The sequence below is a fragment of the Rhizohabitans arisaemae genome (assembly GCF_025996515.1).
GTDB classification, from domain to species: Bacteria; Actinomycetota; Actinomycetes; order Streptosporangiales; family Streptosporangiaceae; genus Rhizohabitans; species Rhizohabitans arisaemae.
The window spans coordinates 1,234,225-1,259,070 of sequence record NZ_BLRH01000009.1 but is presented as its reverse complement, the minus strand read 5'-3'; the positions used below and the strand labels follow the sequence as shown (position 1 = coordinate 1,259,070).

The window sequence follows — 24,846 nt, the reverse complement described above, 5'->3', positions numbered from 1 at the left end:
GGCATGCAGACACGTGTCGCGGTCCGGGTGGCCTCGATCCCGGTCTCCGCGCTGGAGAACTTGCGGGCGGACAAGAGCTGGGCCACCCTCAGCCAGGTCGCCGGGCTCGGCAGGTGGCTCGCCGAGGAGGGGAGCGGGCTCGCCGACGACCTCTACCCGTTGATCGGGGACGAGGGGAACGCCGTGGTCAAGTCCCGGCTGGTCGCCCTCCGCCGGGCGCTGTTCGGCCGGCGGCGGATCCCGTCCGCGGTCTGGGCCGAGGAGGTGCGCGCGACACTGCCCGCGGAGCTCGCCGACCGGGTGGACCACTGGTCGGCGCAGTACGCCGAGCGGGAGCGGCTGCTCGCCGAGCTGCCGGCGACGCTGGAGGAGGAGACCGAGCGGCAGGCGGAGGGCCTGCGTGCGGCGCTGGCCGAGCCGGCCTTCGGGCACGGGCTCGTCCAGGGGAGCCCGGTGCTGTTCGAGGAGCTCGCCAAGTGGCTCGACGGACCTCCGGACCGGCCGCCGGGCCGTCAGGCGGTGCTGCGCCTGGTGAAGTACCTGGCCCGGGTGGTGGCCAAGACCAGTCCGTACAGCACGTTCACCATCAGCGGCTGGGCCGGGGTGGACGAGGAGTCGGCCGCGCCGTACCGGTACACCGGGGACTTCGCGTGGACGAGCGTCTCCGAGCTCAACGCCTGGGTGCTGACGGCGCTGAACGAGGCGGTGGCGGCGCGGCCGGCGCTGCTGCGCTCCACGAGGGTGCGCGTCAACCCCAGCCTCGTCTCGCACGGCGGAGTTGTCCGCTTCCTCTCCCCGGCCCCGATGAATCCGCTGGTCACCACCAGACCGGGGGAGGCGTTCGACACCTGTGTCCGTTTCGTCGGGGAGTATCCGGGGGCGACCGTGGACGAGGTCTGCGCCCACCTCCGCCGGATCGATCCCGAGCTCGGGGCGGAGGAGACCGAGAGGTTCGTCGGCAAGCTGATCGGCGTCGGGGCGCTCTCCCCGCTCGCGGGCTACCGCGATCAGGACGAGGACCACTTGGAGGGGCTGGCCGGGGCGCTGGACGCCGACCCGTCGGCGGCGCCGTACGCCGCGGAGCTCCGCGCCCTCCACCGCGACCTGCTGGGCTACCCGTCGATCGCGGACCCGCGGGAACGGCTCACCCGGCAACGCGAGATCTATGCCGGAGTCGAGCGGCTCACCGCCCCAGGACGCTTGGCGATCAAGGGGCGGCTGCCCCGGAAGAACCTCTTCCACGAGAACGCGGTCTTCACCCGGCCGGTGCTCGAATACGGGCGGACCGCCTGGCGGCCGGTGCTGGACGAACTGGCGGGTCTGCGAGCCCTGCTCGGCGCGGTCGACGCGATGCTCCCCACCCGGCAGGCGATGGCCCGGGTGTTCTCGGTGTGCCACGGCCCGGAGGCCGGCGTCGACTGGCTCGACTTCTACCAGCTGATCAACCGGCTCACCGCCGAGGGGGCCGAGACCGTGGTGCCCGGCCTCGACGCCGAGACGCTGCGCACCCTGCGCCGCGGTCCCGTCGGCTGGTCGCCGCAGACCTGGCGCGCCCTGCCCTTCGCCCGGGAGCAGGCGGCGATGAAGGACCGGGTCACCGACCTGATCCTGGCGACCAGTCCCGACCCGGACGGGGTGGTACGCCTCCCGGCCGAGCGGCTGATCGAGGCTCTCGGCGCCGGGGACGGCCCCGGGTTGCGGGACTCCGTCACCTGCTACGTCCAGCTGGTCGGGGAGGGGGAGCACCCGAGGGTGGTGCTCAACGGGGTCACCGGAGGGTACGGCCGGGGGCAGGGCAGGCTGGCACGGCTCATGCGCCAGGCCGGGGGCGAGGATCCCCCCGGCGGGTTCGCACCCGTGACCCACGCGCCCGGCGGGGGGCTGCTCGCCGACAGCGACGGGCTGTTCGGCTCCAACCTCAACCTGCGCGCCCGGTGCTGCGAGTACGAGCTCGACTACCCGTTCATCACCTCGGCCAGGGAAGACCGGTTCAAGATCCCGCTGAACGACCTGGTCGTGACCCTCGATCAGGACAGCGGGTTCCTCGCCCTCGGCTCCAGGAGCCGCGGGGTACGGGTCCACCCGACCCACCCGGGGGTCATGGCCGAGTTCTGGCTGCCGCCGCCGGTCCGGGACCTGCTCGCCGTCTTCGGGCCGCCCGCGTCCCTGCTGCACGCGAGCATGCCGCTGTTCGTGCCCCAGGGCGACGACCCCCGGGACGGGGGCGTCCGGATGCTCCCCCGGCTGGAGTCCGGCCGGATCACGCTCTCCCGGCGGTGCTGGGTGTTCCCCGCGCGGGAGATGCCGCGGCGCGGCAAGGGGGAGGAGGACACCAGGTACTGGCTCCGGATCACCGAGTGGCTCACCGGCCAGCAAATCCCGGAGCGGTTCTACATCCGGGTCATGGGCTTCTCCGAGACGGTCTTCAAGCCGGACATGAAGTCCCGCAAGCCCGTCTACGTCGACCTGACGGTGTGGCCGCTGGTGGCGCTGCTCGAACGGATGATCGCGGACGGCGGGGATCTGGTGGTGGTCACCGAGGCGCACCCCGACCTCGCGCAGGCGCCCGTCTACGGCACGGAACGGCATGTCACCGAGTTCATGGTCGAGCTGCCCGCCGTACCCGACGGGGAGGTCCGATGAGCGGCGCGTGGGTGAGCGTGCACGCCTACCGTCAGGGCGGACTCGACCCGCTGATCAATGAGGCGGTGGTCCCGGCGGCGCGCGCGCTGACGGCCGCCGGGCAGGTGGACGGGTGGTTCTTCCTGCGGTACTGGGAGGGCGGGACGCACGTCCGCCTCCGGGTACGGCCGGCGGGCGGCTCCCGCGACGAGGTCACCGAGGCGCTGCTCGGCCCGCTCGCGGACTACCTCCGGGCCCATCCGGCGGGCGGTCCGGCGGACCAGGCCGCCTACACGGCGATGGCGGCGGGTTTCGCCGAGTACGAGGGACTCGCCTCCTACGAGCGGGTGCTGCGCCCGGCCGACACGGCCGCCGCGGTGCCCTACCGACCGGAGCACGACTCCTACGGGCACGGGGAGTCGCTCGCCGCGGTGGAGGACCACTTCGTCGAGTCCAGCCGGATCGCCGCCGAGGTCCTGGCCTCGGGGGCGCCGATGTCCCGCCGCCGCGGCCTGGCCCTCTCGACGGCGATGGTCACGCTCGCCGTGCTCCGTCCCGACCTGGACCGGCTGGCCGCCGAGTACGCCTCCGCGGACGGGGGACACCGCGACCGCTACCCGATCTCGGACGCGCACCACCAGGCGTACGCGGCGCAGCGTGACCGCCTCGCGGAACAGGTGGAGGGGGTCTGGTCGCTGCTCGGCGCCGGAGGCGGCACCGACACCCTCGGCGCGTGGCTGGGGACGATCCGGGCGCTCCGCGACAGGCTGTCGGAGCTGGCCGACGCCGGGCTGCTCACCGTGCGGCCGCCCCGATCGCCCCTGGCCTGGCAGCGCGGGATGACCCCGGTGGAGGGCATCGCGATGCGCTGCGCACATCTGATCAACAACCGGATGGGAGTGTCCATGGCCGACGAGATGTTCGTGACCTACCTGATGGCGAGGACGCTCGTCGACCGAGGGGAGCGGTGCGCGCGATGACCACGTCGACCTGGCATAGCGCCCACGTCTTCCATCACTCGCCCGAGGGCGTCGACGAGCTGATCCTGGGCGCGGTCCGACCGCTGATCTCCGCGCTCCCGGCGGGGACGTCGGGCTACTTCCAGCGGCACTGGGTGCTCGGCCCGCACGTCCGGATCAACGTACGGGCGGAGCCGGGCGTGTGGGACCGCACGGTCCGCCCGCTCATCGAGGAGATCGTCGGCGGTCATCAGCGGCGGCACCCCTCGGCCGGCCACCCGGACCCCGAGTGGGAGATGCGGGCGCACGAGAAACTGGCGCAGCTGGAGAGCGAGCCGGGGCCGCTGGCGCCCTGGCAGCCCGACAACACGATCGGGTACGCCCCCTTCGACCCGCGTCTGCACGTGCTCGGCACGCCCGAGGCGAGCGAGCTGCTCGCCCGGTTCCACGTGGAGACGACCCCCCTGGTCTTCAAGATCATGGAGGATGTGGCGGGGGGCGCGCAGCGGCTGGACATCGCGCTGAACCTGATGCTGGCGAGCGCGCAGGTGCTCTGCCCGCCGATCGACAAAGGCGCCATCTCCTACCGGTCCCACGCCGAGGGTTTCCTCGCCAACGTGGTGAACCCCGGGGAGATGCGTGAACGCTTCGACCGTGTCTTCGCGAGCAACCGGGAGAGCCTGTCGGCGCGGCTGCGCGAGGTGCTCGCCGGGGTGGAGACCGGGGAGCACGGCCTGCCCCACCTGGCCGGGTGGACGGCGATCCTGGCGGACTTCCAGCAGCGGGTCCAGGACCTCAGCCGGACGGGCGGACTGATCCTGCCCCGGGTCGGCCTGCCGATGGCCGGCACGGGCGAGTGGAACCGGGTCAGCCCGTTCCACCGGGTGCTGTTCGGCAACGAGGAGGTGCGCAGGGAACTCGACGAGTCGGAGTGGTTCACGGTGTACCGCGCGCTGCTGAACTACCAGTACCTGTTCTTCAGCCGGTTCGGCATGATCCCCCGGGAGCGCTTCCTCCTGTGCTACCTGGCCGCCCGCGCGGTCGAGACGGAGTACGACGTGCGCATACCCGAGATGTTCTCCGAGGCCGGTCTGGGATGAGCCGGGGAGACACCGCGCGCCGGTATCTGGGGGTCGCCGAACGGCCGCCGATCGACGCGATGAACTCCGCGGACTGGCGGACGATGCCGCCCCTGGTCAAACGGTACGGGCGGCACGCGGCGGTGCCGATCCCCGAGCCCCTGGGCGACCTGCTCGCATCCGCTTCGGGCCTGACCCGGTACCAGTGGGAGACCGGCGGCCCGGCCGGGACGACGCTTCCCGAGGAGGGGTACGCGGCGGGGCGCGCCTACCGGCCCGTCCCCGCCGGCGGCGGGCTGCAGTCCAGCGAGGTCTACCTGGTCGGCTCGGCCGACGGCCTGGAGACGGGCGCGTACCACTACGACTGCGCCGCGCACTCCCTCACCCGGGTCCGCCGCGGTGCAGTCCCGGGTGACCTCGGTCTGCCCGGAGCGCGACTCTGCCTGCTGGTCACCGGGGTGGTCGGACGCCTGGTCTTCAAGTACCGGGAGTTCGGGTACCGCCTCACCTGCCTCAACGCGGGGGTGGTCGCCGGTCAGCTGCTCAGCCTGCTGGCGGGGACGCGGTGGTACGGCCGGGCCGTCCTGCGGTTCGATCCGGCGCCGATGGGGGACGTCCTCGGGTTCGACGCCGGCGCCGAGACCGTCCTGGCCGTCGTCGAACTCGCGGGGGAGCCGTGGACGGACGCCGGGCCGGACCGCCCCGCCCTGGACGCCGAGGCGTTGCCGCCCACCGACCGGACCCGGCCCGTCCCGATGCTCGACTCCGTCCCGCTGACGGCGGCGCTGCTCGGCGCGAGCCGCACGGCCGACGGCCCGCCGCCGCCCGTACCCGGACTCGCGGGCCTGGGTGGGGGAGCGGCGGAGCCGCTGCCCGCGGTGGCGTCGCGCCTCGCCGACGGGGTGGCGCGCCGCCGGAGCGCGGACGGGAGGTTCGGCCCCGACCCGCTCGGCCGCGAGGATCTCGCGGCGGTCGTCGCCGCGGGGGCCGGGGGCTGGGAAAGCGAGGTGGATCCCGGGCACATGCTGCTGTACGCGCTCGTGCACCGGGTGGACGGGGTGCCGACCGGCAGATACGTGTACGACCGCGGGGAGCACCGGCTGCTGCGGCTCCCTTCCGCGCAGGACGGTCCCGGGGCCGCCGGGCCCTTCGCCCACATTCTCGCGATGCACGGCGCGGCGGCCGGGCTCTATCTCGCCGGCGACTACGAGACCGGCCTGGACACCGTCGGCGACCGGTGGTACCAGATGCTCAACATCACCGCGGGGATCGCCGTACAGCGCGTCTGTCTCGCGGCCGCCGCCCGCGGTCTCGGCAGCCGGGTCCGATGCTCCTTCGAAGCGGATCAAGTCGCCCGGCAGCTTCATCCCTCGGGGCGGATCCGGCCGCTCTGTCAGGTCCTCATCGGGCGGATCGGCAGTGAGACCGCCTACACCCAACCGATCGACGGGAGGCACACGCTATGAAGTTACGGGGAAAGGTGCCGAAGACCGGGCCCACGCGGGAGGTGCCCGTCGCCGAGACCCTCAAGCGGGTCACGCCGCTGCTGCGGACGGTCGGGGTGACCCGGGTCGCCGACATCACCCGGCTCGACCGCATCGGGATCCCGGTGCACAACGCGATAGCGCCGGGCTCCCGCGACGTCCTCTCGGTGTACAACGGCAAGGGGCGGACCCACGCGGACGCCCGGGCGTCCGCGATCATGGAGGCGGTGGAGCGGTTCGCGGCGTGGCAGCCGATGACCGCCGACGTCATCGCGTCCTACGCCGAGCTCGCCGCCGGACGGCACCCGGTGATGAACCCGGCGGACCACAACCTTCAGCCCAACCCCTTCTACCGCGAGGACCGGCCGATCTCCTGGGTACGGGGACACGACCTCCTCGCCGACGAGGAGGTGTACGTCCCGCTCTGCCTGGCCGGGTACTACACCGTCTTCCACGAGCCCCAGTGTTTCTACATCACCACCGGCAACGGGCTCGCCTCGGGCAACTCCCTGGAGGAGGCGATCTGCCACGCGCTCTGCGAACTCGTCGAGCGGGACTCCTGGACCCTGGCCGACCTGGTGAGCAACCGGCTCAGGCAGGTGGTCGTCACCAAGCTCGGGGCGGCGGCCCCGGCGGGCGCCGACCTCTGGCTGGAGGAGCGTCACCCGACCGTGGACCCGGCGACCCTGCCCCCGTCGGCCGGCTGGTTCGCCGAGCGCGTCCAGGAGGCGGGCCTCCCCCTGGTGATCAAGAACATCACCTCGGCCGCCGGAATCCCGAGTTTCGCGGCCATGGTGGCCGAGGACGTGGCGGAGACCTTCTCCCCCGGGCATTCCGGCTACGGCACGCACCCGGACGCCGAGGTCGCCGTGGTCCGCGCGATCACCGAAGCCGTGCAGAGCCGGGCCGTCGACATCCAGGGCATGCGGGAGGATCTCTCCCTGCCCGGCCGGCGGGTCGACAAGTGGAACCAGCACGCCTCGCGTGGTGGGGCCACCGACAAGTCGGTCTGGCCGTGGCGGGAGTCGGGCCCCGCGGTCGACTTCGCCACCCTCCCCAGCCATCCCGGCGACGACGTCATGGCCGACGTCGACCTGCTGCTGGCCCGCCTCCGGGACCAGGGGCTGGAACGGGCGATCGTGGTGGACCGCACCCCGCCGGGCTTCCCGGTGAGCGTGGTCCGGGTGATCGTGCCCGGGCTGGAGTCCTACGGGGTCGACCAGAGCAGGCTCGGGAAGCGGGCCGGCGTCCACTGGGACGCCACGTTGAAGGAACTCATCGGGATGCGGGATCGAGGGGAGAGCTGATGCGCGCCGTGGTGTTCGCCGGGCCGAGCATCGACGCGGCCACCGTGGCCGGGATCGCACCGGTGGAGCTGCGTCCACCGGTCATGCGCGGCGACGTCGACGCGCTGCTCGCCGAGCCGGAGCCGGTCACCCACATCGGGATCGTGGACGGCGGGTTCCTCCAGGGCCTCATGATCTCCCCCAAGGAGCTGATGCGGGCGCTGGACGGACGCAACCCGGTGAAGCTGTTCGGCTCCTCCAGCATCGGCGCGCTGCGCGCCGTGGAGCTCGCCGACTGGGGCATGACCGGGGTCGGCCGGATCTACGAGATGTATCGGTCGGGGCAGGTCGACGAGGACGACGAGGTGGCGATCACCTACGACCCGGACTCGCTGCGGGCGCTGTGCGAGCCGATGGTCAACATCCGGATCGCGATCGAGGCGGCGCTGGCGGAGAAGGTGGTGGACGCGACGGCCGCCGAGACCGTGATCGCCATCGCGAAGGAGTTCTACTTCCCCGACCGCACCTACGACCGGATCCTCCGGGCGGTGCCGGAGGCGGCCGGGGTGGACGTGCCCGCCCTGCGGGAGTTTCTGGCCACCCGGGCTCCCGACGCCAAACGAGAGGACGCCATCCGGCTTCTCCGGCACATGATGAATTGACATGGATACGGGCGTCCGGATTTCGGCACAGGATTCGCCGGGCCCGACTCCGGCGGAGGAATATCGAGCCGACCCCATCGGATTCTTCGACCGGCGGGTCAAGGAACACGGGGATTTCTTTCCCCTGCATTTCGCGGGCAGGCCCTCCTACGTCCTGGCACACCCCGAGCTCGTGGAGCACGTCCTGGTCCGCAGGCCGGACAACTACGTCAGGGACTCCTCGATTCAGCGGCATCGCGCGCTGCTCGGCGGCGCGCTCATCGCCGACGACGACGAACGGAGCTGGCGGCTGCAGCGACGCCGCCTCCAGCCCCTGTTCGGCCAGGGCCACGGCGCGGGTCACGCCCCGCTGGTCGCCGCGTACGCCGACGCCGCCACGGCACGCTGGGCCGACGGTTCGATCCAGGACCTCTACCGGCACATGCTGGACCTCACCCTCGACCTCACCCTCGGCCTGCTCTTCGGCGCGGGCGCGGTTCCGGAGGAGGTCCGGTGGCACGCCGACGCGGCGATGACGTACCTGCGCGCGGGGATGGAACGTCCGCATCGGACCGAGGCGGACGCCGCCCCCGGCACCTGGGGACGCGAGGTCACCGGGTTCGTCGAGGAGATGGATCGGCTCCGGGGCCACGTCGGGGCGCTGATCGCCGAACGGCGGCGCGGGGGCGCCGCCCCGGGCGGCGATCTGCTGGCGACGCTGTCGGCGGAGCCGGGCGGGATGGAGGAGGTCCGGCTCCGGGACGAGCTCGTCTCCCTGCTGGTGTCCGCGCACGAGACCACCGCGCTGGGGCTGACCTACGCCTGCTACCTGCTGGCCGCCCACCCGCCGGTGCAGGATCGCCTGGCGCAGGAGCTGCGGGCCGTACTCGGCGGCGCGGCCCCGGGATTCGGCGATCTCAGGCGGCTGGCCTACACCGAGGGGCTGGTCAGGGAGACGCTGCGGCTCTTCCCTCCGGTGTGGTTCCTCACCAGGGACACGGTGCGGGACGACGTGGTCGGGGGCAACCCGGTGCGAGCCGGCTCGCGGATCTTCATGCCGCGGTGGACCATCCAGCGGGATCCGAGGTTTTTCGACGACCCCGGCGAGCTCCGCCCGGAGCGGGGCCCCGCCCGGCACCGGCTCGCCTGGTTCCCCTTCGGCGCCGGGCCGCGGCGGTGCATCGGCTCGGCCTTCGCGTTGGCCGAGACGGTGCTGGCGGTGGCGGCGATCGCCCGGCGGGTCCGCTTCACCCTGCCGGAGGATCACCGGCTGGACCTGCTGCCGACCCTGCACGTTCGCCCAAGAAATGGGATGTTGCTCAGAATTCACAGGAAATTATGAAATATGACATCTGTCATATGGATCACCGATTAATTGGCACTGGTCGAAAAACTGGCTGATGGTGAGCATTTAACTATGAATGACAGCAACTCGCCCGCCATAGAGATAAGCGGGCTCAGGAAACGCTTCGGTCAGGTCGTCGCCCTGGACGGAACCGACCTTCGCATCGGGGTGGGCGAGGTGGTCGCCGTCCTCGGGCCCAACGGCGCGGGCAAGACCACCATGCTCGACATCCTGCTCGGCCTGCAGCGTCCCGACGCCGGGGAGGTGCGGGTGCTGGGCGGCCCGGTCCGGAAGGCGATCGACGAAGGCCGGATCGGCGTGGTGCTGCAGGAGGGCGAGCCCCTCCAAGGGGTGTCCGTCCGGGAGATGATCCGGATGCTCGCCGACATCCACCCCCATCCCATGCCGCTCGACGCCGTCCTGGCGCACGCCCAGCTCACCGATCTGGTGGACCGCCGTACCGAGAAGCTCTCCGGCGGGGAGACCCAGCGGCTCCGCTTCGGCATGGCCCTGGTGGGCGACCCCGAGCTGCTCGTCCTGGACGAGCCGACCGCGGCCATGGACATCGCGGCCCGGCGGTCCTTCTGGACGATGGTGCGCGGCCTGGCCGCCGGCGGACGGACGATCCTGTTCAGCACCCACTACCTGGAGGAGGCCGACGCGATCGCCGACCGGATCGTGCTGATGGCGCACGGCCGGGTCGTCGCCGACGGACCCACCACCGAGATCCGGGCGATGGCCTCCGGACGCGTCATCCGCTGCACCCTCCCCGACGCGGTCCCCGGGGACGACCTCGCGGCCGACCTCCGGGCGCTGCCGGCGGTGACCGACGTCGAGGTGCACGGCACCGCGGTGACGATCCGCTCCGCCGACGCCGACGCGACGGTACGGGCCCTGTTCGCCGCCTACTGGCAGGCCCGGGACCTGGAGGTCGTCGCGGCCCCGCTCTCCGACGCCGTCTTCTCCCTCACGGAGGACCGCCCGGCCGACGGCGCACAGCTCACGACGGGAGCCACCCGATGACCGCCTACCTGCGGATCGAAGTGCTGCGGACCCTGCGCAACGCGGCCTTCGTCATGTTCACCATCGCCTTTCCGGTCGGGTTCTACCTGCTCTTCACCACGCTGTTCCAGCTCAACCAGGTGGGGACGACCGAATTCGACGCCTACTACATGGTGTCGATGTCGCTCTACGGGTCGATGAGCGTCTGCCTGATGGGGATCGGGGCGCGGATCGCGGTGGAGCGGACCCGGGGATGGACCCGGCAGCTCGCCCTCCTCCCGGTCCATCCGGCCTCCTACATCGTGGTGAAGATGGTCTCGGCGACGCTCCTGGTGATCCCGGTGATCCTCCTGATCATGATGTGCGGCCTCCTCGTCAACGGCGTCGAGCTCCCGCTCGGCACCTGGATCGGGCTGGTGCCGCTGATCTGGCTCGGGGCGCTGCCCTTCGTCGCGCTCGGGGTGGCCATCGGCTACACCTTCCGCGACGAGGTCGCCCAGATGGCCGCGATGAGCCTCTACTTCCTCATGTCGCTCCTGGGCGGCCTCTGGATGCCGGTGACGGTCTTCCCCGACTGGCTGGAGGCCGTCGGCACGACCCTGCCGACCTACCGCGCGGCGGAACTCTCCTGGCGCCTGCTCGCCGGTGAACAGCCGCTGACCTGGGGAGCCGTGCTTCTGCTCGGCTGGGCCGCGCTTTTCGGACTGGTCGCGGTCTGGCGCTACCGCCGGGTGAGCTGACCGTGACGGGTGGGGCACGCGTACCCGTCAAGCACATCCGCCTGGCGGCCGTCTCGGCCGTCGCCTTCCTCGGCTTCCCGCTCGCCGGCTTCCTCGCGGAGGGGCCGGGCGGGGTGCGGGCCGCGGTGGCGACGGCCGGGACGGCCGTCTTCGGCGCGCTCTTCGCCCGGGCCGTCTGGGTCGGCATCCGGCCCGCGCACTCGGGCCGGGGCACCCTCCCGCTGGTGGGGATGGCCGTCGTGGGGGCGGCGATGCTCACGGTCATGGGGATGGGCTGGCTTCTCACCGCCTCGTACTACCTCGCCGCAACCCTCCTGCTCGACCAGCCCCGGCGCAGATGGCTCCCCGGGCTGGCCACACTGATCATCGCCGATGTGGCGCTCGGGGTCTGGGTCGTCGAAGCCGATCCCGGCCGGGTGCTCTGGACGGTCCTGCAGATCGGTCTCTTCGGCCTGCTCACCCTGGGGGCGTACCGGATCGGCGACCTGTCCGGGCAGCTGCGCGCGGCCCAGGCCGAGGCCGAGGGCGCTGCGGTGGCCAGGGAACGGCTCCGCATCGCCAGGGACCTCCACGACATCCTCGGGCAGCGGCTGACCGAGGTGATCCTCAAGACCGAGCTCGCCGCCCGGCTGATCAAGCGGGATCCCGACCGCGCGGTGTCGGAGCTGACCGAGCTGTCCAAGGTGGCGCGGGGGGCGCTGGAGGACGTCAGGGCCACCGTCTCGGACTACCGGCGGATCTCCCTCGCCGGTGAACTCGCCGCAGCCCGCACCCTGATGCGCTCGGTCGGGGTGACGCTGGTGACCCGGGTCCCGGAGGTCTCGCTGCCCACCCCGCTTGACGAGATCGCCGCCTGCGCGGTACGGGAAGGTGTGACCAACGTCCTCCGCCACTCCGGCGCGCTCCGGTGCGAGATCAGCGTCGAATCGGGAGAGGCCCTGGTGGTCGCCGTCTCCGACGACGGCCCGGTACGGCAGGCGGCACCGGAGCGGGCCGCCGGTCCGGGGACCGGGCTGGCCGGGCTGGCCGAGCGGCTCGACGCGGTGGGGGGACGGCTCTCGGCCGGACGGGTGGGGGACAGGTTCGTCCTGCGCGCCGAGATCCCCGGGGAGCCCGGATGATCAGGGTCGTTCTGGCCGAGGACCAGAACCTGGTCCGGGGGGCACTCGCCGCGCTGCTGTCGCTCGAAGAGGACATCGAGGTGGTGGCCGAGGCCGCCGACGGCGAGGCGGCGGTGGCGGCCGCGCTCGAGCACCGGCCCGATGTGATCCTGCTCGACATCGAGATGCACCCGGTCGACGGGATCGAGGCGACCCGGCGGATCCGCGCGGCGCTGCCCGGGACCAAGGTGATGATCCTCACCACCTTCGGCCGGCCCGGCTACCTGCGCAGGGCGCTGGAGGCCGGCGCCTCCGGCTACCTCGTCAAGGACAGCAGCCCCGAGCGGCTCGCCGACGGGGTCCGCGGGGTCAGGGCCGGCCGGATCGTGGTCGACCCCGCGCTGGCCGTGGCGTCCCTGGAACGCGGTCCGGATCCGCTCACCGACCGGGAACGGGACGTGCTGCGGGTCGCCGCCACCGGGGTCGCGGTCACCGAGATCGCCAAAACGCTCAGCCTCTCCGCCGGCACGGTCCGGAACTACCTCTCCAGCGCGATCGCCAAGACCGGGACCGCGAACCGGATGGAGGCCGCCCTGCGCGCCAGGGAGAGCGGCTGGCTGTGATCCGGGACAGGCCGCGCGGCCGGAGTGGGGTTCCGGCGCCGTGTCTCTCTCGCCCGGTCAGGGGGTCGGCGGGCCGACCGCGATGGCGTCGAGCTCGAAGCGGCAGCCCGGGGCGCTCAGGTTGTTCACGGCGACCATGGTGGCGGCGGGGGTCCAGCCCCGGTAGTACTCGTCCATGGTGGCGTGCATCAGGTCGGCGTCGCGGATGTCGGTGATGTACTCCGTGGTCTTGACGACGTTTCGCCAGGTCAGCCCGAGGTGCTCCAGCACGCCCTGGATGTTGCGCATGACCCGGTGGGTCTGCTCCACGATGTCGTCGGGCAGCACGCACTCCTCGGGGACGTGCGGGTGGTTGTGGTACAGCGGCAATGCGGTGGCGCCCCCGAGGAAGTACATGGTGACGGGGGAGTCAACCTTGACCGCCGGGGCGTAGGGGAGTTCGGCCGCGCGGCTGGGAATCGTGTCGATGCGCTGGATGGCCATGGTTGTCGGCTCCTTGGTGAAAGGTAACGGTGAACTGAGTTGTCGGTGGAGAACCGGTCACATCCGGGTGTCCACGGTGACCGTCTTGCGGTGGGTGAAGCCGTCCAGCGCTCCCTCCCAGGAGAACTCCCGGCCGATGCCGCTCCGCCCGATCCCTCCGTAGCTGATCCCGGGGAGCTGGCCGAGCCCCCGGTTGACCTGTACCCATCCGGCGTCGATGGAGTGGGCGGTGCGCAGCGCGCGGCCGAGGTCACGGCCCCAGACGTAGGCGGCGAGCCCGTAGTGGGTGTCGTTGGCCATCCGTACGGCCTCGGCCTCGTCCCGCCAGGGCAGGGCGACGAGCACCGGTCCGAAGATCTCCTCGCGGACGATCCGCCAGGAGGGCTGTACCCGCGTGAAGACGGCCGGGGAGACGAACAGCCCGCGGTCCGGGCTCGAGGTCTGGGGGATCTCCCCGGTCAGGAGCCTGCCGCCGTCGGCGACCCCGGACTCGATGTAGCCGCGGATCCGCCCGTACTGCACCGGGTTGATGACCGTGCCGATGTCGGAGCCCTCGTCGAGCGGGTCGCCCATCCGGAGCCGGGAGATGGCCGTGACCACCCGGTCCAGGAACGAATCGAAGATCGACTCATGGACGAGGAGCCGCGAACCCGCCGTACAGGACTGGCCCTGCCGGGTGAAGCGCATGCCGTCGACGACCCCGGCCGCGACGGCGTCGGTGTCGGCGTCGGGGAAGACGACGGCCGGGCTCTTGCCGCCGAGTTCCAGGGAGACGGGGACGATGCGGTCGGCGGCGGCCCGCATTACGATCCGGCCGACCTCGGTGGAGCCGGTGAAGGAGAGCTTGGCCACGTCGGGGTGGGCGAGCAGGGCCGCCCCGGCCTCCTCCCCGTACCCGGTGACGACGTTCAGCACCCCGGGCGGGAGGTGCCGGGCGCAGATCCGGGCGAGCTCCAGCACGGCGAGCGGGGCGTCTTCCGCCGCTTTGAGCACCAGGGTGTTCCCGGTGGCCAGCGCCATGGCGATCTTCACACTCGCGAGCTGGACCGGGGCGTTCCACGGGATGATCCCGCCGACCACGCCGAGGGGTTCGCGGATCGTGTAGTTGAGCAGGCCGTCGCCGAGGGGGACGGTCTCGCCCTTGGCCTCACCGGCCACGCCGCCGAAGTAGCGGAAGAGCCGGGCGGCGCCGATCACCTCGGGCCGGGTCTGGCGCCGGATCGCGTTGCCGGTCTCGGTGGAGAGCAGCCTGGCGAGGCGCTCGGTCTCGGCCTCGACGTCGTCGGCGATCCGCAGCAGGGCGTGCCCGCGGTACGCGGGGTTCTCGCCGCGCCAGGCCGGAAACGCCGTGGCGGCCGATCGTACGGCGTGCGCGACGTCCTCGGCTCCGCCGCGCGGAACCCGGCCGGCGGGCCGTCTGCGGGCCGGGTCCTCCACCTCGATCCAGCCGCCGTCGGTGCCGGCCGACCACACCCCGCCGATCAGCATGAGGTACTCGTCGGTGCCGGCGGCCCTCGGGCTGGATGGCCTCATCACGCTCCAAAAGAGAATATTGGTTAGGCTCTATTAGCCTCTATTAGGCATCTTGTGGTTGTCAAGAGGATGTATCTGACTGTTGGTTATACTGGTTCCATGGCATTGCCAGTAGGTGTTCCCAAGGCCGAGGCGCTGGCCCGGTACGTCGACGAGCTGATCAACCAGCGGAGGCTCATGCCCGGTGAGCGGATCGCGACCAAGGACGAGCTCCGTCAGGAGACCGGGCTCGCCCGCGCGACCGTCAACGAGGCGGTCAGACTGCTCCAGTCGCAGGGGCGGATCCTGGTGCGTCCGGGTCCCGGCGGCGGCCTGTTCGTGGCGCACACCGACCCGGTCGTCCGTCTGGGGCAGACCCTGCTCGCGGTGCACAGCGAACCGGTCTCGGTCACCGACGCCGTCGCGGTCCGGGACGCCCTGGAGCCGCTGCTCGCCGCCGACGCGGCGCGGTTCCGCAGCGCCAGGGACATCGCCGACCTGCGGGTGCTGCTGGACGCCATGGCGGACGTGGTCGGCGATCCGGAGCGCTTCATCCGGGCGAACTGGCGGCTGCACGAGCGGATCGCGCAGATCGTCGGCAACCACATGCTCCAGACGATCTATCTGGGGCTCGCCCAGTTCATCCAGGACCAGGCCGTCGCCGTCGTCCCGGACATGTCGGCGAACGAGCACACGGAGTACAAGAAACACCGGCTCTACCTGCACATCGACCTCGTGCAGGCCATCATCGCGGGCGATCCCGAACAGGCCGCGGCCGCCGCGCGGAGGCACTCGCTGGAGATCCGTCCCGCGCAGGACATGCGCCCGGAGCAGACCGGAGCGGGTGTCTAGCCGATCTCCCGGTACGAATCACCGGCCCGGATCGGCGTACGGCCGGAACACCCTGGGTGCGGCGTCCCGGCCGATGCCGTGCGCGCCGGCGCGCGCATGGGTCTTACGCGTCGTCCACGACCGCGGTGCACTCGATCTCGATGAGCAGGCCGGGTAGCGCGAGGCCGGTCACCCCGACGATGGTCTGCGGCGGAGGCGGCGTGCCCTCGACGGCCTCGGCTACGGCCGAGGTGATCTCCTCCAGGGCGTGCGGCCGCGTGGTGTAGATGGTCCGCCGCACGATGTCGCCCCAGCCCACCCCGGCCGCGTCCATGGCGAGCTTGAGGTTGCGCATCGAGACCAGCGCCTGGGTGCGCAGGTCCCCTTCACCGACGATCTTGAGGTCGTCGTCGAGGGCGACCTGGCCGGCGAAAAAGATCTGCTTGCTTCCCCGGGCGATCGCGATGTGGCTGTAGCTGGTGGCGGGGTGCATCTGCGGCGGGTTGAACAGCTCTCGTGCCATGTCCGGTGTTCCTCCATGGATCCTGGGGTGGGCAGGCGATGTGCCCGATATCCTGAAACAGGTATAACCAAAACAGCTTCGGCGATCCCTTGACAAGGGTCTTCTCCGCGACTAATCCTAATTGAGTCTAATCAATAGGACCCACAGGAGTCACTGTGCCGACTATAGAACGCCTTGCCCACGTCGGTGTCCACGTCCGCGACCTGGACCGGTCCGTGGCCTTCTACCGCGACGTCCTGGGCCTGCAGGTGAGCGACGACGACGCCGAGCACGGGATGGTCTTCCTCAGCTCCCGGCCCGACGTCGAGCATCACGAGGTGCTGCTGTGCGGCGGCCGGACCTCACCGGACGGGGAGCTCTGGCTGCAGCAGATCTCCTTCCGCTGCCCCACCCTGGAGGACGTCCTCGCCTACTACCGGCGGTTCGTCGAGCACGACGTGAAGATCGAGTACACCGTCACCCACGGCAACGCCATCGGGGTCTACTTCTACGACCCGGACGGCAACCGCCTCGAGGTCTACTGGCCGACCGGGCTCGTCGCACGCCAGGGCTACCTGGAGGGGCTCGACTTCACCCTTCCCGCGGACGTGCTGCTGGAGCAGGTGCGCAAGTCGGTGGCCGAGCACGGTGAGACCGGCTACGTGGACATGCGTCTGCTCGGCGGCATCGACGTCGGGCAGTCCGACTCCTGAGCACAGCCCGCTCAAGGAGGCCGTCATGGACGCCGCACTGCTGCTGCTCCGAGTCGTCTTGGGGATCATCCTCGTCTGCCATGCCGCGCAGAAGTCGCTCGGCTGGTTCCGAGGGCCAGGGCTCAACGGGAGCGCGATCTTCTTCGAGTCACTCGGGCACCGTCCCGGGCGGATCATGACGATTCTCGCGGCGGTCTGCGAGCTGACCGCGGGGACGCTGTTCCTCCTCGGGCTGTTCACGCCGCTCGCCGCCGCCGTCGCCGGGGGCACGATGCTCGTGGCGGGACTCTCCATGATCGCGAAAGCGGGCGTCTTCTGGAACGTCCTCGGCGGCGGTGAGTACCCCTTCGTTCTGGCGATGCTCTGCATCGCGCTCGGTCTGAGCGGACCGGGCGCCTGGTCGCTGGACGCCGTCCTCTTCAACCCGTGGCCCCCCGCGGCCGGGATCGCGGCAGCCGTACTCGCTGTCGTGTCCGCCGCGCTCGCCATGGTGAACACGAGAATTGCCAGGAAAGGCCAAGCCCCATGAGATTGATCGGATATCGGGACGGCGAGACCCGGTACATCGGCGCCGTCGAGGGCGACACGGTGCTGCCCATCGCCACCCTCGACGACTTTTACACCGACCCGGCCGGTCGGCTGGAGCAGGCACAAGGCTCCCAGGCCGCCCGGCTCGCCCTCAGCGGCCTCTCCCAGGTGCCGCCGGTGCCGATGACCGCCAAGGTGTTCTGCGTCGGGCTCAACTACCGTGCGCACGCCGAGGAGGCGGGCGCCACCGTCCCCGACCACCCGACCGTGTTCGGCCGCTGGCACTCCACCCTGGTCGGCGACGGGGAATCGATTCCGGTGCCCTCCACCGAGCACGGACTCGACTGGGAGGTCGAGCTGGCGGTGGTGATCGGCGAGACGCTGATCGACGCCGATGAGGGGTCCGCGCCGCAGGCCGTACTCGGCTACACCGCCTTCAACGACGTCAGCGCGCGGAGCCGGCAGTTCGACACCACCCAGTGGACGCTCGGCAAGAACCCCGACAAGAGCGCCCCCATCGGCCCGGTCCTGGTCACCGCCGACGAATGGGACAGCGGGCGCGACCACCGCCTCACCACCAAGGTGAACGGCGAGCTGATGCAGTCCGGCTACACCTCCGACATGATCTTCTCGATCGGGCGGGTGCTCTCCTACATCTCCCAGACCTCCACCCTGCGCCCCGGCGACGTGGTCGCGCTCGGCACCCCGGAGGGTGTCGGCTTCACCCGGACGCCCCCGAGGCTTCTCGTCCCCGGTGACGTGGTGGAGGTCGAGGTCGAGGGCATCGGCGTGCTCAGCAACCCGATCACAGGTGTGGCGGGCCGGTCGTGACCCTGACGGCCGATGGGCTTCCGGCCCTGGTCCGGGGGGATCCGGCCTTCGCGGCGGAGACTCTCGGCTACAACCGCGCGTGGCGGCCCGACCCGGAGCTGGTGGTCCGGGCGACCGGTCCGGCCGACGTCGCCGCGGCCGTCGCCTTCGGGGCGGCACGGGGACTCGGCGTCGCCGTCCAGTCCACCGGGCACGGGCTCGTCGGAGATCTCGGCGGGTCGCTGCTGATCAGCACCCGGCGGATGAAGGGCCTCGCGGTCGACCCCCGGGCCCGTACCGTCACGGTGCAGGCCGGTGTGGTCTGGGCCGAGGTGATCGAGGCGGCGCGGCCGTACGGGCTGGCGCCGCTCAACGGGTCCTTTCCCGGGGCCGGCGTCATGGGCTTCACCCTCGGCGGCGGGCTTGGACCGATGTCGCGCAGGTACGGCTACGCGGCCGACCACGTGCGGTCCGTGGAGCTGGTCACCGCGGACGGAACGTTCCACACGGTGAGCCCGGAGCGTGAACCCGACCTGTTCTGGGGAGTGCGCGGCGGCAAGGGAAACCTGGGTGTGGCGACCGCCCTGACGATCGGGCTCGTCCCGGTCACCCGGCTCTACGGCGGCGGGATCCACTTCCGGGGGGAGTCGGCGCCCGAGGTGCTGCACGCCTACCGCGAGTGGATCGAGGACCTTCCCGAGGAGACGACGACGTCGGTCGCCCTCCTGCGGATGCCGGAGGCCCCCGAGCTGCCCGAGCCGTTGCGCGGCGCGTTCGTCGTCCACCTGCGCATCGCCCACCTCGGCGACCCCCGGCTCGGCGAGGCACTCCTCGCCCCGATGCGGCGGGCGGGCCGGGTCCTCATCGACGACGTCCGCGACATGCCGTACACCGAGATCGCCTCGATCCACAACGACCCGCCCGACCCGCAGCCGTTCTGGGAGGGCAGCTCCCTGCTCGCCCGGCTCTCCGCCGGCTCCGTCGAGGAGCTGCTGCGGCTGGCCGGCCCCGGTGCGGAGCTTCCCCTGGCCATGGTGGAGCTGCGGCACCTCGGCGGCGCGGCACGGCGCGCACCCGAGGTCCCGAACGCGGTCTGCGGGCGGGACGCGGAGTTCTGCCTGCTCGCCGTGGGCGACGCCACGGAGGAGGCGGCCCGGGCCGGGGCGCGGGTGCTGGACGCGCTCGCCGCCGACTCCACCGGGGGCACCCTGCTCAACTTCCAGGGCACCGCGTTCGACGACCTCCACCGGGCCTACTCGGCCGAGACCTATTCCCGGCTGCGGGAGCTCAAGCGGATCCACGACCCCGGCAACCTCTTCAGGTTCGGCCACGTGGTCCCCGCGGCGGGGGAGGACCGGTGACCTCCACACTCCTGTACGGCGGCGCCGTGCACACCCTCGGCGACGCGGGGGAAACCCACGAGGCGATCCTGCTGCGTGACGGCAAGGTGGCCGCCGTCGGGCGCCACGACGAGCTGAGACCGCATCTCGGCCGGGATGGGACCGCGATCGACCTGCGGGGCCTCACCGCGATGCCCGGGCTCGTCGACATTCACCCGCACCTCATCCAGCACGCCGGGCAGATGGCGGCGATCGTCGACCTGACCGACGCGGTCGACCACGACGACATCGTCCGCCGAATCGCCGAACGCGCGGCCACCACTCCACCCGGAACCTGGATCGTCACCAGCCCGGTGGGGGAGCCCTTCTACTTCATCCGCCGTTCCTACCGCGACCTGAAGGAGCGTGTCCTTCCCGACCGCCACATCCTGGACCGCGCGACCGACCGGCACCCGGTGCTGATCCAGGCGTGGGCGCCGGTCACCCCGAACATCTGCGCGTTCAACACCGCGGGACTGCGCGCGGTCGGGATCACCGACCTCATTCCGGATCGGGTCTGCGACGTCTGGATCGACAAGGACCACAACGGGGCCGCCACCGGCATCCTGCGGGGATCCGTCAACCAGATCTACAACTACGACCCGTTCTGGACCCAGATCCTGAACCGGCTGCCCCGCCCGGCGGTGGACCTCTTCTCCGCCACCCGCAAGGCGATGGCGACCTACAACCGGCGCGGGGTCACCACGGTCTACGAGCCGCACAACATGACCGCCGACTACCTCTCGGTCTATCGGCACCTGCACGCCGAGCGGCGGCTCACCACCCGGGTGGGGATCTCCATGGAGGTGGAGATGTGCGCCCGGCCGCCGTTCCAGCCCGCGAGCATGGCCGAGTTCGGCGAGCTCATGCGCCGGGGGCACGCCGAGCTCACCGGTGGCGACTCCACACTGTGGATGGTCGGCCTCACTCTGGCCGCCTCCGGTGGGCCGGGATGGCCGGGACACATGGTCATGCCCGAGCCCTACGCCGACCCGTACGGGCGCCCCACCAAGGGCACCGCGTTCATCTCGGCGGAGAAGATCCGCGCTTTCGCCGAGTACTGCCTGGAGCACGACATCCGGGCCAACCTTCTCGCCGCCGGCTACTCCGACCACGAGGACGTCCTCGGTGTGCTGGAGGACCCGGAACTGGCCGGCCGGATCCGCGGGAGGCACTGGATCGTGCAGCACGCCCCGCTGATCACCGAGCCGCAGGCCCGGCGCTACCGCGCACTCGGGTTCGACCTCACCACCTGCGCGGGCTTCTCCTGGGCGAAAGGGGAGATCTACGGGGAGAGAATGGGACGGCACGTCTGGCGTGACCTGGTGCCGTTCAAACGACTGCTCGACGCCGGGCTGGACGTGGCCTGCGGATCCGATTGGGGACCGAAGAACGCGTTCGAGCAGATCCAGCTCGCCCAGACGGGTGTCTTCGCGGCGAGCGGGCGGAGCAACGCCTCGCCCGACCACACCGTCGACCGCGGCCAGGCCGTCCACATGTGGACCGGTGCCGGGGGCCGCGTCCTGCGCCGTCCCGGGCTCGGCCACCTGAACCCCGGCGCGTACGGGGACCTCATCGTCGTCGACCGTGACCCGCTGAACTGCGATATCGCGGATCTGCCGGGCACCGAAGTCGAGCTGACGCTTCTCGGGGGAGAGATCGTGCACAACTCCGGCCGGCTGGACGTCTGACCACCGGCCCCGACACCACCCGAAGCTCTTCCCCATGGGGACATCCGGCCCAAGGAGGCCTGCGATGCGGCAGAACACCGACTCGCCACCCGCCAAGCGCCCACTGAGTGCCCGGCGCGTCGTGGCGGCCTGTATGGCGGGCACCACGATCGAGTGGTACGACTTCTACATCTACGGCATGGCCGCGGCGCTCGTCTTCGGCCCCCAGTACTTTCCCTCGCTGTCCCCGCTCGCCGGGACGCTCGCCGCGTTCGGCACCTTCGCAGTCGGCTTCGGCGCCCGGCCGCTCGGCGGCATCGTCCTCGGACATTTCGGCGACCGGATCGGGCGTAAGTCCATCCTCGTCTGGTCGCTGCTGCTCATGGGCGGCTCGACGTTCGCGATCGGCCTGCTCCCCACCTACGAGCAGATCGGCATCTGGGCACCGATCCTCCTGGTCACCCTGCGCTTCCTTCAGGGCGCCGGGCTCGGCGGGGAGTGGGGCGGGGCGGCGCTGATGGCCGTCGAACACGCGCCCCCGAACAAGCGCGGCCTGTACGGCAGTTTCATCTCCATGGGCATTCCGGCGGGTCTGGTCCTGTCCAACCTGGTGTTCCTGGTCATGGCGCAGGTCGCGCCGGGCGACTCCTTCGCCACCTGGGGCTGGCGGGTGCCGTTCCTGCTGAGCATCGTCCTGGTGCTCGTCGGCCTCTGGGTCCGGCTCGGGGTCGAGGAGAGCCCGCTCTTCAAGCAGTCGCAGCACCAGAAGAAGGCGGAGAAGGAGCAGAGCCTCCCGATCGCCACGGTGCTCCGCCGCTACCCCAAGCAGGTGGCCCTCGCCGCCGGGACCTACATCGGCAACAGCGGGGTCGGCTACATCGTCATCGTGTACCTGCTGACCTACGGCACGACCGTCCTGAAACTCCCGCGCCAGCAGATCCTCACCTACATCCTGATCAGCATGGCCACGATGGGGGCGGCCATCATCGCCGCGGCGATCCTGTCGGACCGGTACGGCCGCAGGAGGGTCTCCCTGGCCGGCGCGGTGCTCTCGGTGATGTGGGCGGCGGTCTTCTTCCCGCTCGTGGACACCGGCCAGGGCTGGGCCATCCTGCTCGCGGTGATCGGCATGAACTCCTTCTCCGGGATTCTGTTCGGCCCGCAGGCCGCGCTCTTCGCCGAGCTGTTCAGCACCGAGGTCCGCTACAGCGGCATCTCCATCGGCTACCAGCTGGGAGCGCTGCTGGGTGGCGCGCTGGCCCCGATCACCGCGACCGCGCTGTACGGCCTGACGGGTACGTCCCAGCTGATCACGATCTATATGGTGGGAATCTGTGTGATAAGTCTGGCTTGCTTCCTGGGGCTCACCGAGACCCGGCGGCGCGATCTCTCGGCGGACCCGGCGGAGGAGCCGCAGCGGACTCCCCCGAAAGGGGACGTCGTCCCCGTGAAAGCGTGAGGTCATGGAGATAACCACCCGTCCGGAACTCACCGGGACGTTCGGCATGGTCGCCACGTCGCACTGGCTGGCCAGCGGGGTCGGCATGGCCATCCTGGAGGGCGGCGGCAACGCCTTCGACGCCGTCGTCGCCGCCGCGTTCACCCTCCAGGTGGTCGAACCCCAGCAGAACGGTCCCGGAGGCGACCTCCCGGTCATCTTCTCCCGAGCCGGAGACCCCACCCCGGCGGTGCTCTGCGGGCAGGGACCCGCCCCCGCCGGGGCCACCCTCGACCACTTCCGCGCCCTCGGGCTCGACCTGGTCCCCGGCGCGGGGCCGCTCGCCGCCGCGGTCCCCGGGGCCACCCCCGCCCTGCTCACCCTCCTGCGCGACCACGGCACCCGGCACCTGCGCGACGTACTCGGCCCCGCCGCCGACTACGCGCGGTCCGGCTTCCCCGCCACCGCGAACATGGTGGAGACCGTCACCTCGGTGGCGGAGCTGTTCCGCGACCACTGGCCCACCTCCGCCGCCGTCTACCTCCCCGGAGGCCGGCCACCGGTTCCGGGCGGCAGGTTCGGCAACCCCGCGCTGGCCGCCACCTATGAGCGGCTGCTCGCCGAGGCGGAGGCCGCCGGGCCCGGCCGGGAGAACGAGATCGACGCCGCGCTGCGCGCCTGGTCGCACGGGTTCGTCGCCGAGGCGGTGGACGCCTTCGCCGCCCTGCCCTGGCGGGACTCCTCCGGGGAGCCCCACGCCGGGGTGCTCACCGGGGAAGACATGGCCGGCTGGGAACCCTCCTACGAGGAGCCGGCGACCCTGGAGTTCCGGGGGCACACGGTGTGCAAGCCCGGGCCGTGGAGCCAGGGACCGGTCCTGCTCCAGCAGCTCGCCCTGCTGGCGGACGCCGACCTGCGGCCGGGCACCGTCGGCTACGCGCACACCGTGATCGAGGGCGCCAAACTCGCCTTCGCCGACCGCGAGGCCTGGTACGGCGACAGCGCCGAGGTGCCGCTCGGCGAACTGCTCGCGGCGCCGTACACCGCCTCCCGCAGGCAGCTCATCGGCGAGACGGCCTCCACCCTGCTGCGGCCGGGCTCGCCCGGCGGCCGGGTTCCGCGGCTGCCCGGTCTGGGGCACGGACCAGGGGTCGCGGCCGACGGGAGCACCGGGGAGCCGACCCTCGCCCACGGCCTGCGCCTGCCGGACGCCGTCACGGCCCCCGGCGCCGTCGGCGGGGACACCGTGCACGCCGCCGTCGCCGACCGGTGGGGCAACCTCGTCGCCGCGATGCCGAGCGGAGGCTGGCTGCACTCCTCGCCGATCATCCCCGAGCTCGGTTTCCCGCTCGGCACCCGGCTGCAGATGACCTGGCTCCAGGAGGGGCTCGCCTCCTCACTGGTGCCGGGCCGCCGGCCCCGCACCACTCTGTCGCCTTCGCTGGTGCTGCGGGACGGCGAGCCGGTCCTCGCGTTCGGGTCACCCGGTGGGGATCAGCAGGACCAATGGCAGCTGCTCTTCCTCCTCAACCACCTGGTCGGCGGGATGAACCTGCAGGCCGCCGTGGACGCGCCGACCTTCCACTCCACGCACTTCCCGGCCTCCTTCTACCCCCGGGACGCCAGGCCCGGGCAGATCGTGGCCGAGACGAGCCTGGGCGAGGAGGTGCTGCGCGAGCTGGAACGGCGCGGCCACGAGGTGGTCCGGGCCCCCGCCTGGTCGCTCAGCCGGATGTGCGCGGTCGGCCGCGACCCGGCCACCGGCTTCCTCCGTGCGGCGGCCGACCCCCGCGGCGGCCACGCCTACGCGGCCGGCCGATGACCCGGCCGGCATCGAGGTGTGCCCGGAACGCCGGCGCGGGATCTCACGCGTTCTCCCCACATCCCTCTCTCGGATGATCGTTGCGCTGTGCGTATCCCGGAGGGAGTGCACATCACGATGATCACCCGAGGATGGGTCCGACAGGCGTTCCGTGGTGATCGTTGCGCTGTGTGCGCCCTTCAGGAGCCACACACCGCAACGATCACGTGGTGGATCTGCAGGATCCCGCCCCAGGTGGGGCGCACTGTCGCCCGACAGCCCTCCATGAAAGGACCGT

General features: G+C 71.6%; 22 protein-coding genes. 19 read left to right on the top strand and 3 right to left on the bottom strand.

Translation table 11 applies throughout. The features are described 5' to 3' along the window. The first annotated feature begins 3 nt into the window (after positions 1 to 3). From RUR_RS06335 to RUR_RS06285, 11 genes are all read left to right on the top strand, one after another. The gene (locus RUR_RS06335; protein ID WP_283133919.1) at positions 4 to 2,643 is read left to right on the top strand and encodes a lantibiotic dehydratase; all 2,640 of its coding nucleotides are present in this window, start codon (positions 4 to 6) and stop codon (positions 2,641 to 2,643) included. Beyond that, positions 2,640 to 3,602, top strand: coding sequence for a lantibiotic dehydratase C-terminal domain-containing protein (locus RUR_RS06330; protein ID WP_283133918.1), 963 nt, complete (start codon positions 2,640 to 2,642; stop codon positions 3,600 to 3,602). Before RUR_RS06335 ends, RUR_RS06330 begins: the two co-directional genes overlap by 4 nt. Then, positions 3,599 to 4,681, top strand: coding sequence for a thiopeptide maturation pyridine synthase (locus RUR_RS06325; protein WP_283133917.1), 1,083 nt, complete (start codon positions 3,599 to 3,601; stop codon positions 4,679 to 4,681). The genes RUR_RS06330 and RUR_RS06325 overlap by 4 nt, the downstream gene beginning before the upstream one ends. Then, a complete protein-coding gene (locus tag RUR_RS06320) occupies positions 4,678 to 6,126 on the top strand; it encodes a nitroreductase family protein (protein ID WP_283133916.1) in 1,449 nt (482 codons plus the stop codon). Before RUR_RS06325 ends, RUR_RS06320 begins: the two co-directional genes overlap by 4 nt. Next, positions 6,123 to 7,451 (top strand): YcaO-like family protein, encoded by a 1,329-nt coding sequence (locus tag RUR_RS06315; protein WP_283133915.1) that lies wholly within the window; start codon positions 6,123 to 6,125, stop codon positions 7,449 to 7,451. The genes RUR_RS06320 and RUR_RS06315 overlap by 4 nt, the downstream gene beginning before the upstream one ends. Then, positions 7,451 to 8,092 carry a TfuA-like protein gene (locus tag RUR_RS06310; protein WP_283133914.1) on the top strand — a complete coding sequence of 214 codons (642 nt, stop codon included), beginning with the start codon at positions 7,451 to 7,453 and terminating at the stop codon, positions 8,090 to 8,092. Before RUR_RS06315 ends, RUR_RS06310 begins: the two co-directional genes overlap by 1 nt. A 1-nt stretch (position 8,093) precedes the next feature. Further along, the gene (locus RUR_RS06305; protein WP_283133913.1) at positions 8,094 to 9,413 is read left to right on the top strand and encodes a cytochrome P450; all 1,320 of its coding nucleotides are present in this window, start codon (positions 8,094 to 8,096) and stop codon (positions 9,411 to 9,413) included. Positions 9,414 to 9,488: 75 nt separating this feature from the next. Then, the gene (locus RUR_RS06300; RefSeq protein ID WP_283133912.1) at positions 9,489 to 10,439 is read left to right on the top strand and encodes an ABC transporter ATP-binding protein; all 951 of its coding nucleotides are present in this window, start codon (positions 9,489 to 9,491) and stop codon (positions 10,437 to 10,439) included. Then, positions 10,436 to 11,158, top strand: a complete 723-nt coding sequence (locus RUR_RS06295; protein WP_283133911.1) for an ABC transporter permease — start codon at positions 10,436 to 10,438, stop codon at positions 11,156 to 11,158. Before RUR_RS06300 ends, RUR_RS06295 begins: the two co-directional genes overlap by 4 nt. A gap of 2 nt (positions 11,159 to 11,160) precedes the next feature. Then, positions 11,161 to 12,279 (top strand): sensor histidine kinase, encoded by a 1,119-nt coding sequence (locus tag RUR_RS06290; RefSeq protein ID WP_283133910.1) that lies wholly within the window; start codon positions 11,161 to 11,163, stop codon positions 12,277 to 12,279. Next, positions 12,276 to 12,881, top strand: coding sequence for a response regulator transcription factor (locus RUR_RS06285; RefSeq protein WP_283133909.1), 606 nt, complete (start codon positions 12,276 to 12,278; stop codon positions 12,879 to 12,881). Before RUR_RS06290 ends, RUR_RS06285 begins: the two co-directional genes overlap by 4 nt. 57 nt (positions 12,882 to 12,938) lie before the next feature. On the opposite strand, the gene RUR_RS06280 is transcribed toward RUR_RS06285, so the two are convergent. Together RUR_RS06280 and RUR_RS06275 are read right to left on the bottom strand one after the other, a co-directional pair. Continuing rightward, the gene (locus RUR_RS06280) at positions 12,939 to 13,364 is read right to left on the bottom strand and encodes a RidA family protein (protein WP_283133908.1); all 426 of its coding nucleotides are present in this window, start codon (positions 13,362 to 13,364) and stop codon (positions 12,939 to 12,941) included. A gap of 57 nt (positions 13,365 to 13,421) precedes the next feature. Further along, positions 13,422 to 14,897 carry an aldehyde dehydrogenase family protein gene (locus RUR_RS06275; RefSeq protein ID WP_283133907.1) on the bottom strand — a complete coding sequence of 492 codons (1,476 nt, stop codon included), beginning with the start codon at positions 14,895 to 14,897 and terminating at the stop codon, positions 13,422 to 13,424. Between the two features lie 99 nt (positions 14,898 to 14,996). On the opposite strand from RUR_RS06275, the gene RUR_RS06270 reads away from it, so the two are divergent. Next, on the top strand, positions 14,997 to 15,728 hold the full coding sequence (locus RUR_RS06270) for a FadR/GntR family transcriptional regulator (RefSeq protein ID WP_283133906.1): 732 nt from the start codon (positions 14,997 to 14,999) through the stop codon (positions 15,726 to 15,728). Positions 15,729 to 15,831: 103 nt separating this feature from the next. Here RUR_RS06270 and RUR_RS06265 read toward each other — a convergent pair whose 3' ends face one another. Beyond that, positions 15,832 to 16,230 (bottom strand): RidA family protein, encoded by a 399-nt coding sequence (locus RUR_RS06265; RefSeq protein WP_283133905.1) that lies wholly within the window; start codon positions 16,228 to 16,230, stop codon positions 15,832 to 15,834. Between the two features lie 155 nt (positions 16,231 to 16,385). On the opposite strand from RUR_RS06265, the gene RUR_RS06260 reads away from it, so the two are divergent. The 7 genes from RUR_RS06260 to RUR_RS06230 all read left to right on the top strand — a co-directional run bounded on the left by RUR_RS06260 (position 16,386) and on the right by RUR_RS06230 (position 24,569). Next, positions 16,386 to 16,922, top strand: a complete 537-nt coding sequence (locus RUR_RS06260; protein ID WP_283133904.1) for a VOC family protein — start codon at positions 16,386 to 16,388, stop codon at positions 16,920 to 16,922. Between the two features lie 25 nt (positions 16,923 to 16,947). After that, positions 16,948 to 17,451: a DoxX family protein gene (locus RUR_RS06255; RefSeq protein ID WP_283133903.1), complete on the top strand. Its 504-nt coding sequence runs from the start codon at positions 16,948 to 16,950 to the stop codon at positions 17,449 to 17,451. Continuing rightward, on the top strand, positions 17,448 to 18,281 hold the full coding sequence (locus RUR_RS06250) for a fumarylacetoacetate hydrolase family protein (RefSeq protein ID WP_283133902.1): 834 nt from the start codon (positions 17,448 to 17,450) through the stop codon (positions 18,279 to 18,281). Before RUR_RS06255 ends, RUR_RS06250 begins: the two co-directional genes overlap by 4 nt. Continuing rightward, positions 18,278 to 19,621, top strand: coding sequence for an FAD-binding oxidoreductase (locus RUR_RS06245; protein ID WP_283133901.1), 1,344 nt, complete (start codon positions 18,278 to 18,280; stop codon positions 19,619 to 19,621). The genes RUR_RS06250 and RUR_RS06245 overlap by 4 nt, the downstream gene beginning before the upstream one ends. Then, the gene (locus RUR_RS06240) at positions 19,618 to 21,330 is read left to right on the top strand and encodes an amidohydrolase (RefSeq protein WP_283133900.1); all 1,713 of its coding nucleotides are present in this window, start codon (positions 19,618 to 19,620) and stop codon (positions 21,328 to 21,330) included. The genes RUR_RS06245 and RUR_RS06240 overlap by 4 nt, the downstream gene beginning before the upstream one ends. Before the next feature lie 64 nt (positions 21,331 to 21,394). After that, on the top strand, positions 21,395 to 22,768 hold the full coding sequence (locus tag RUR_RS06235) for an MFS transporter (protein WP_283133899.1): 1,374 nt from the start codon (positions 21,395 to 21,397) through the stop codon (positions 22,766 to 22,768). Between the two features lie 4 nt (positions 22,769 to 22,772). Beyond that, positions 22,773 to 24,569, top strand: a complete 1,797-nt coding sequence (locus RUR_RS06230; RefSeq protein WP_283133898.1) for a gamma-glutamyltransferase family protein — start codon at positions 22,773 to 22,775, stop codon at positions 24,567 to 24,569. Positions 24,570 to 24,846: the final 277 nt, after the last annotated feature.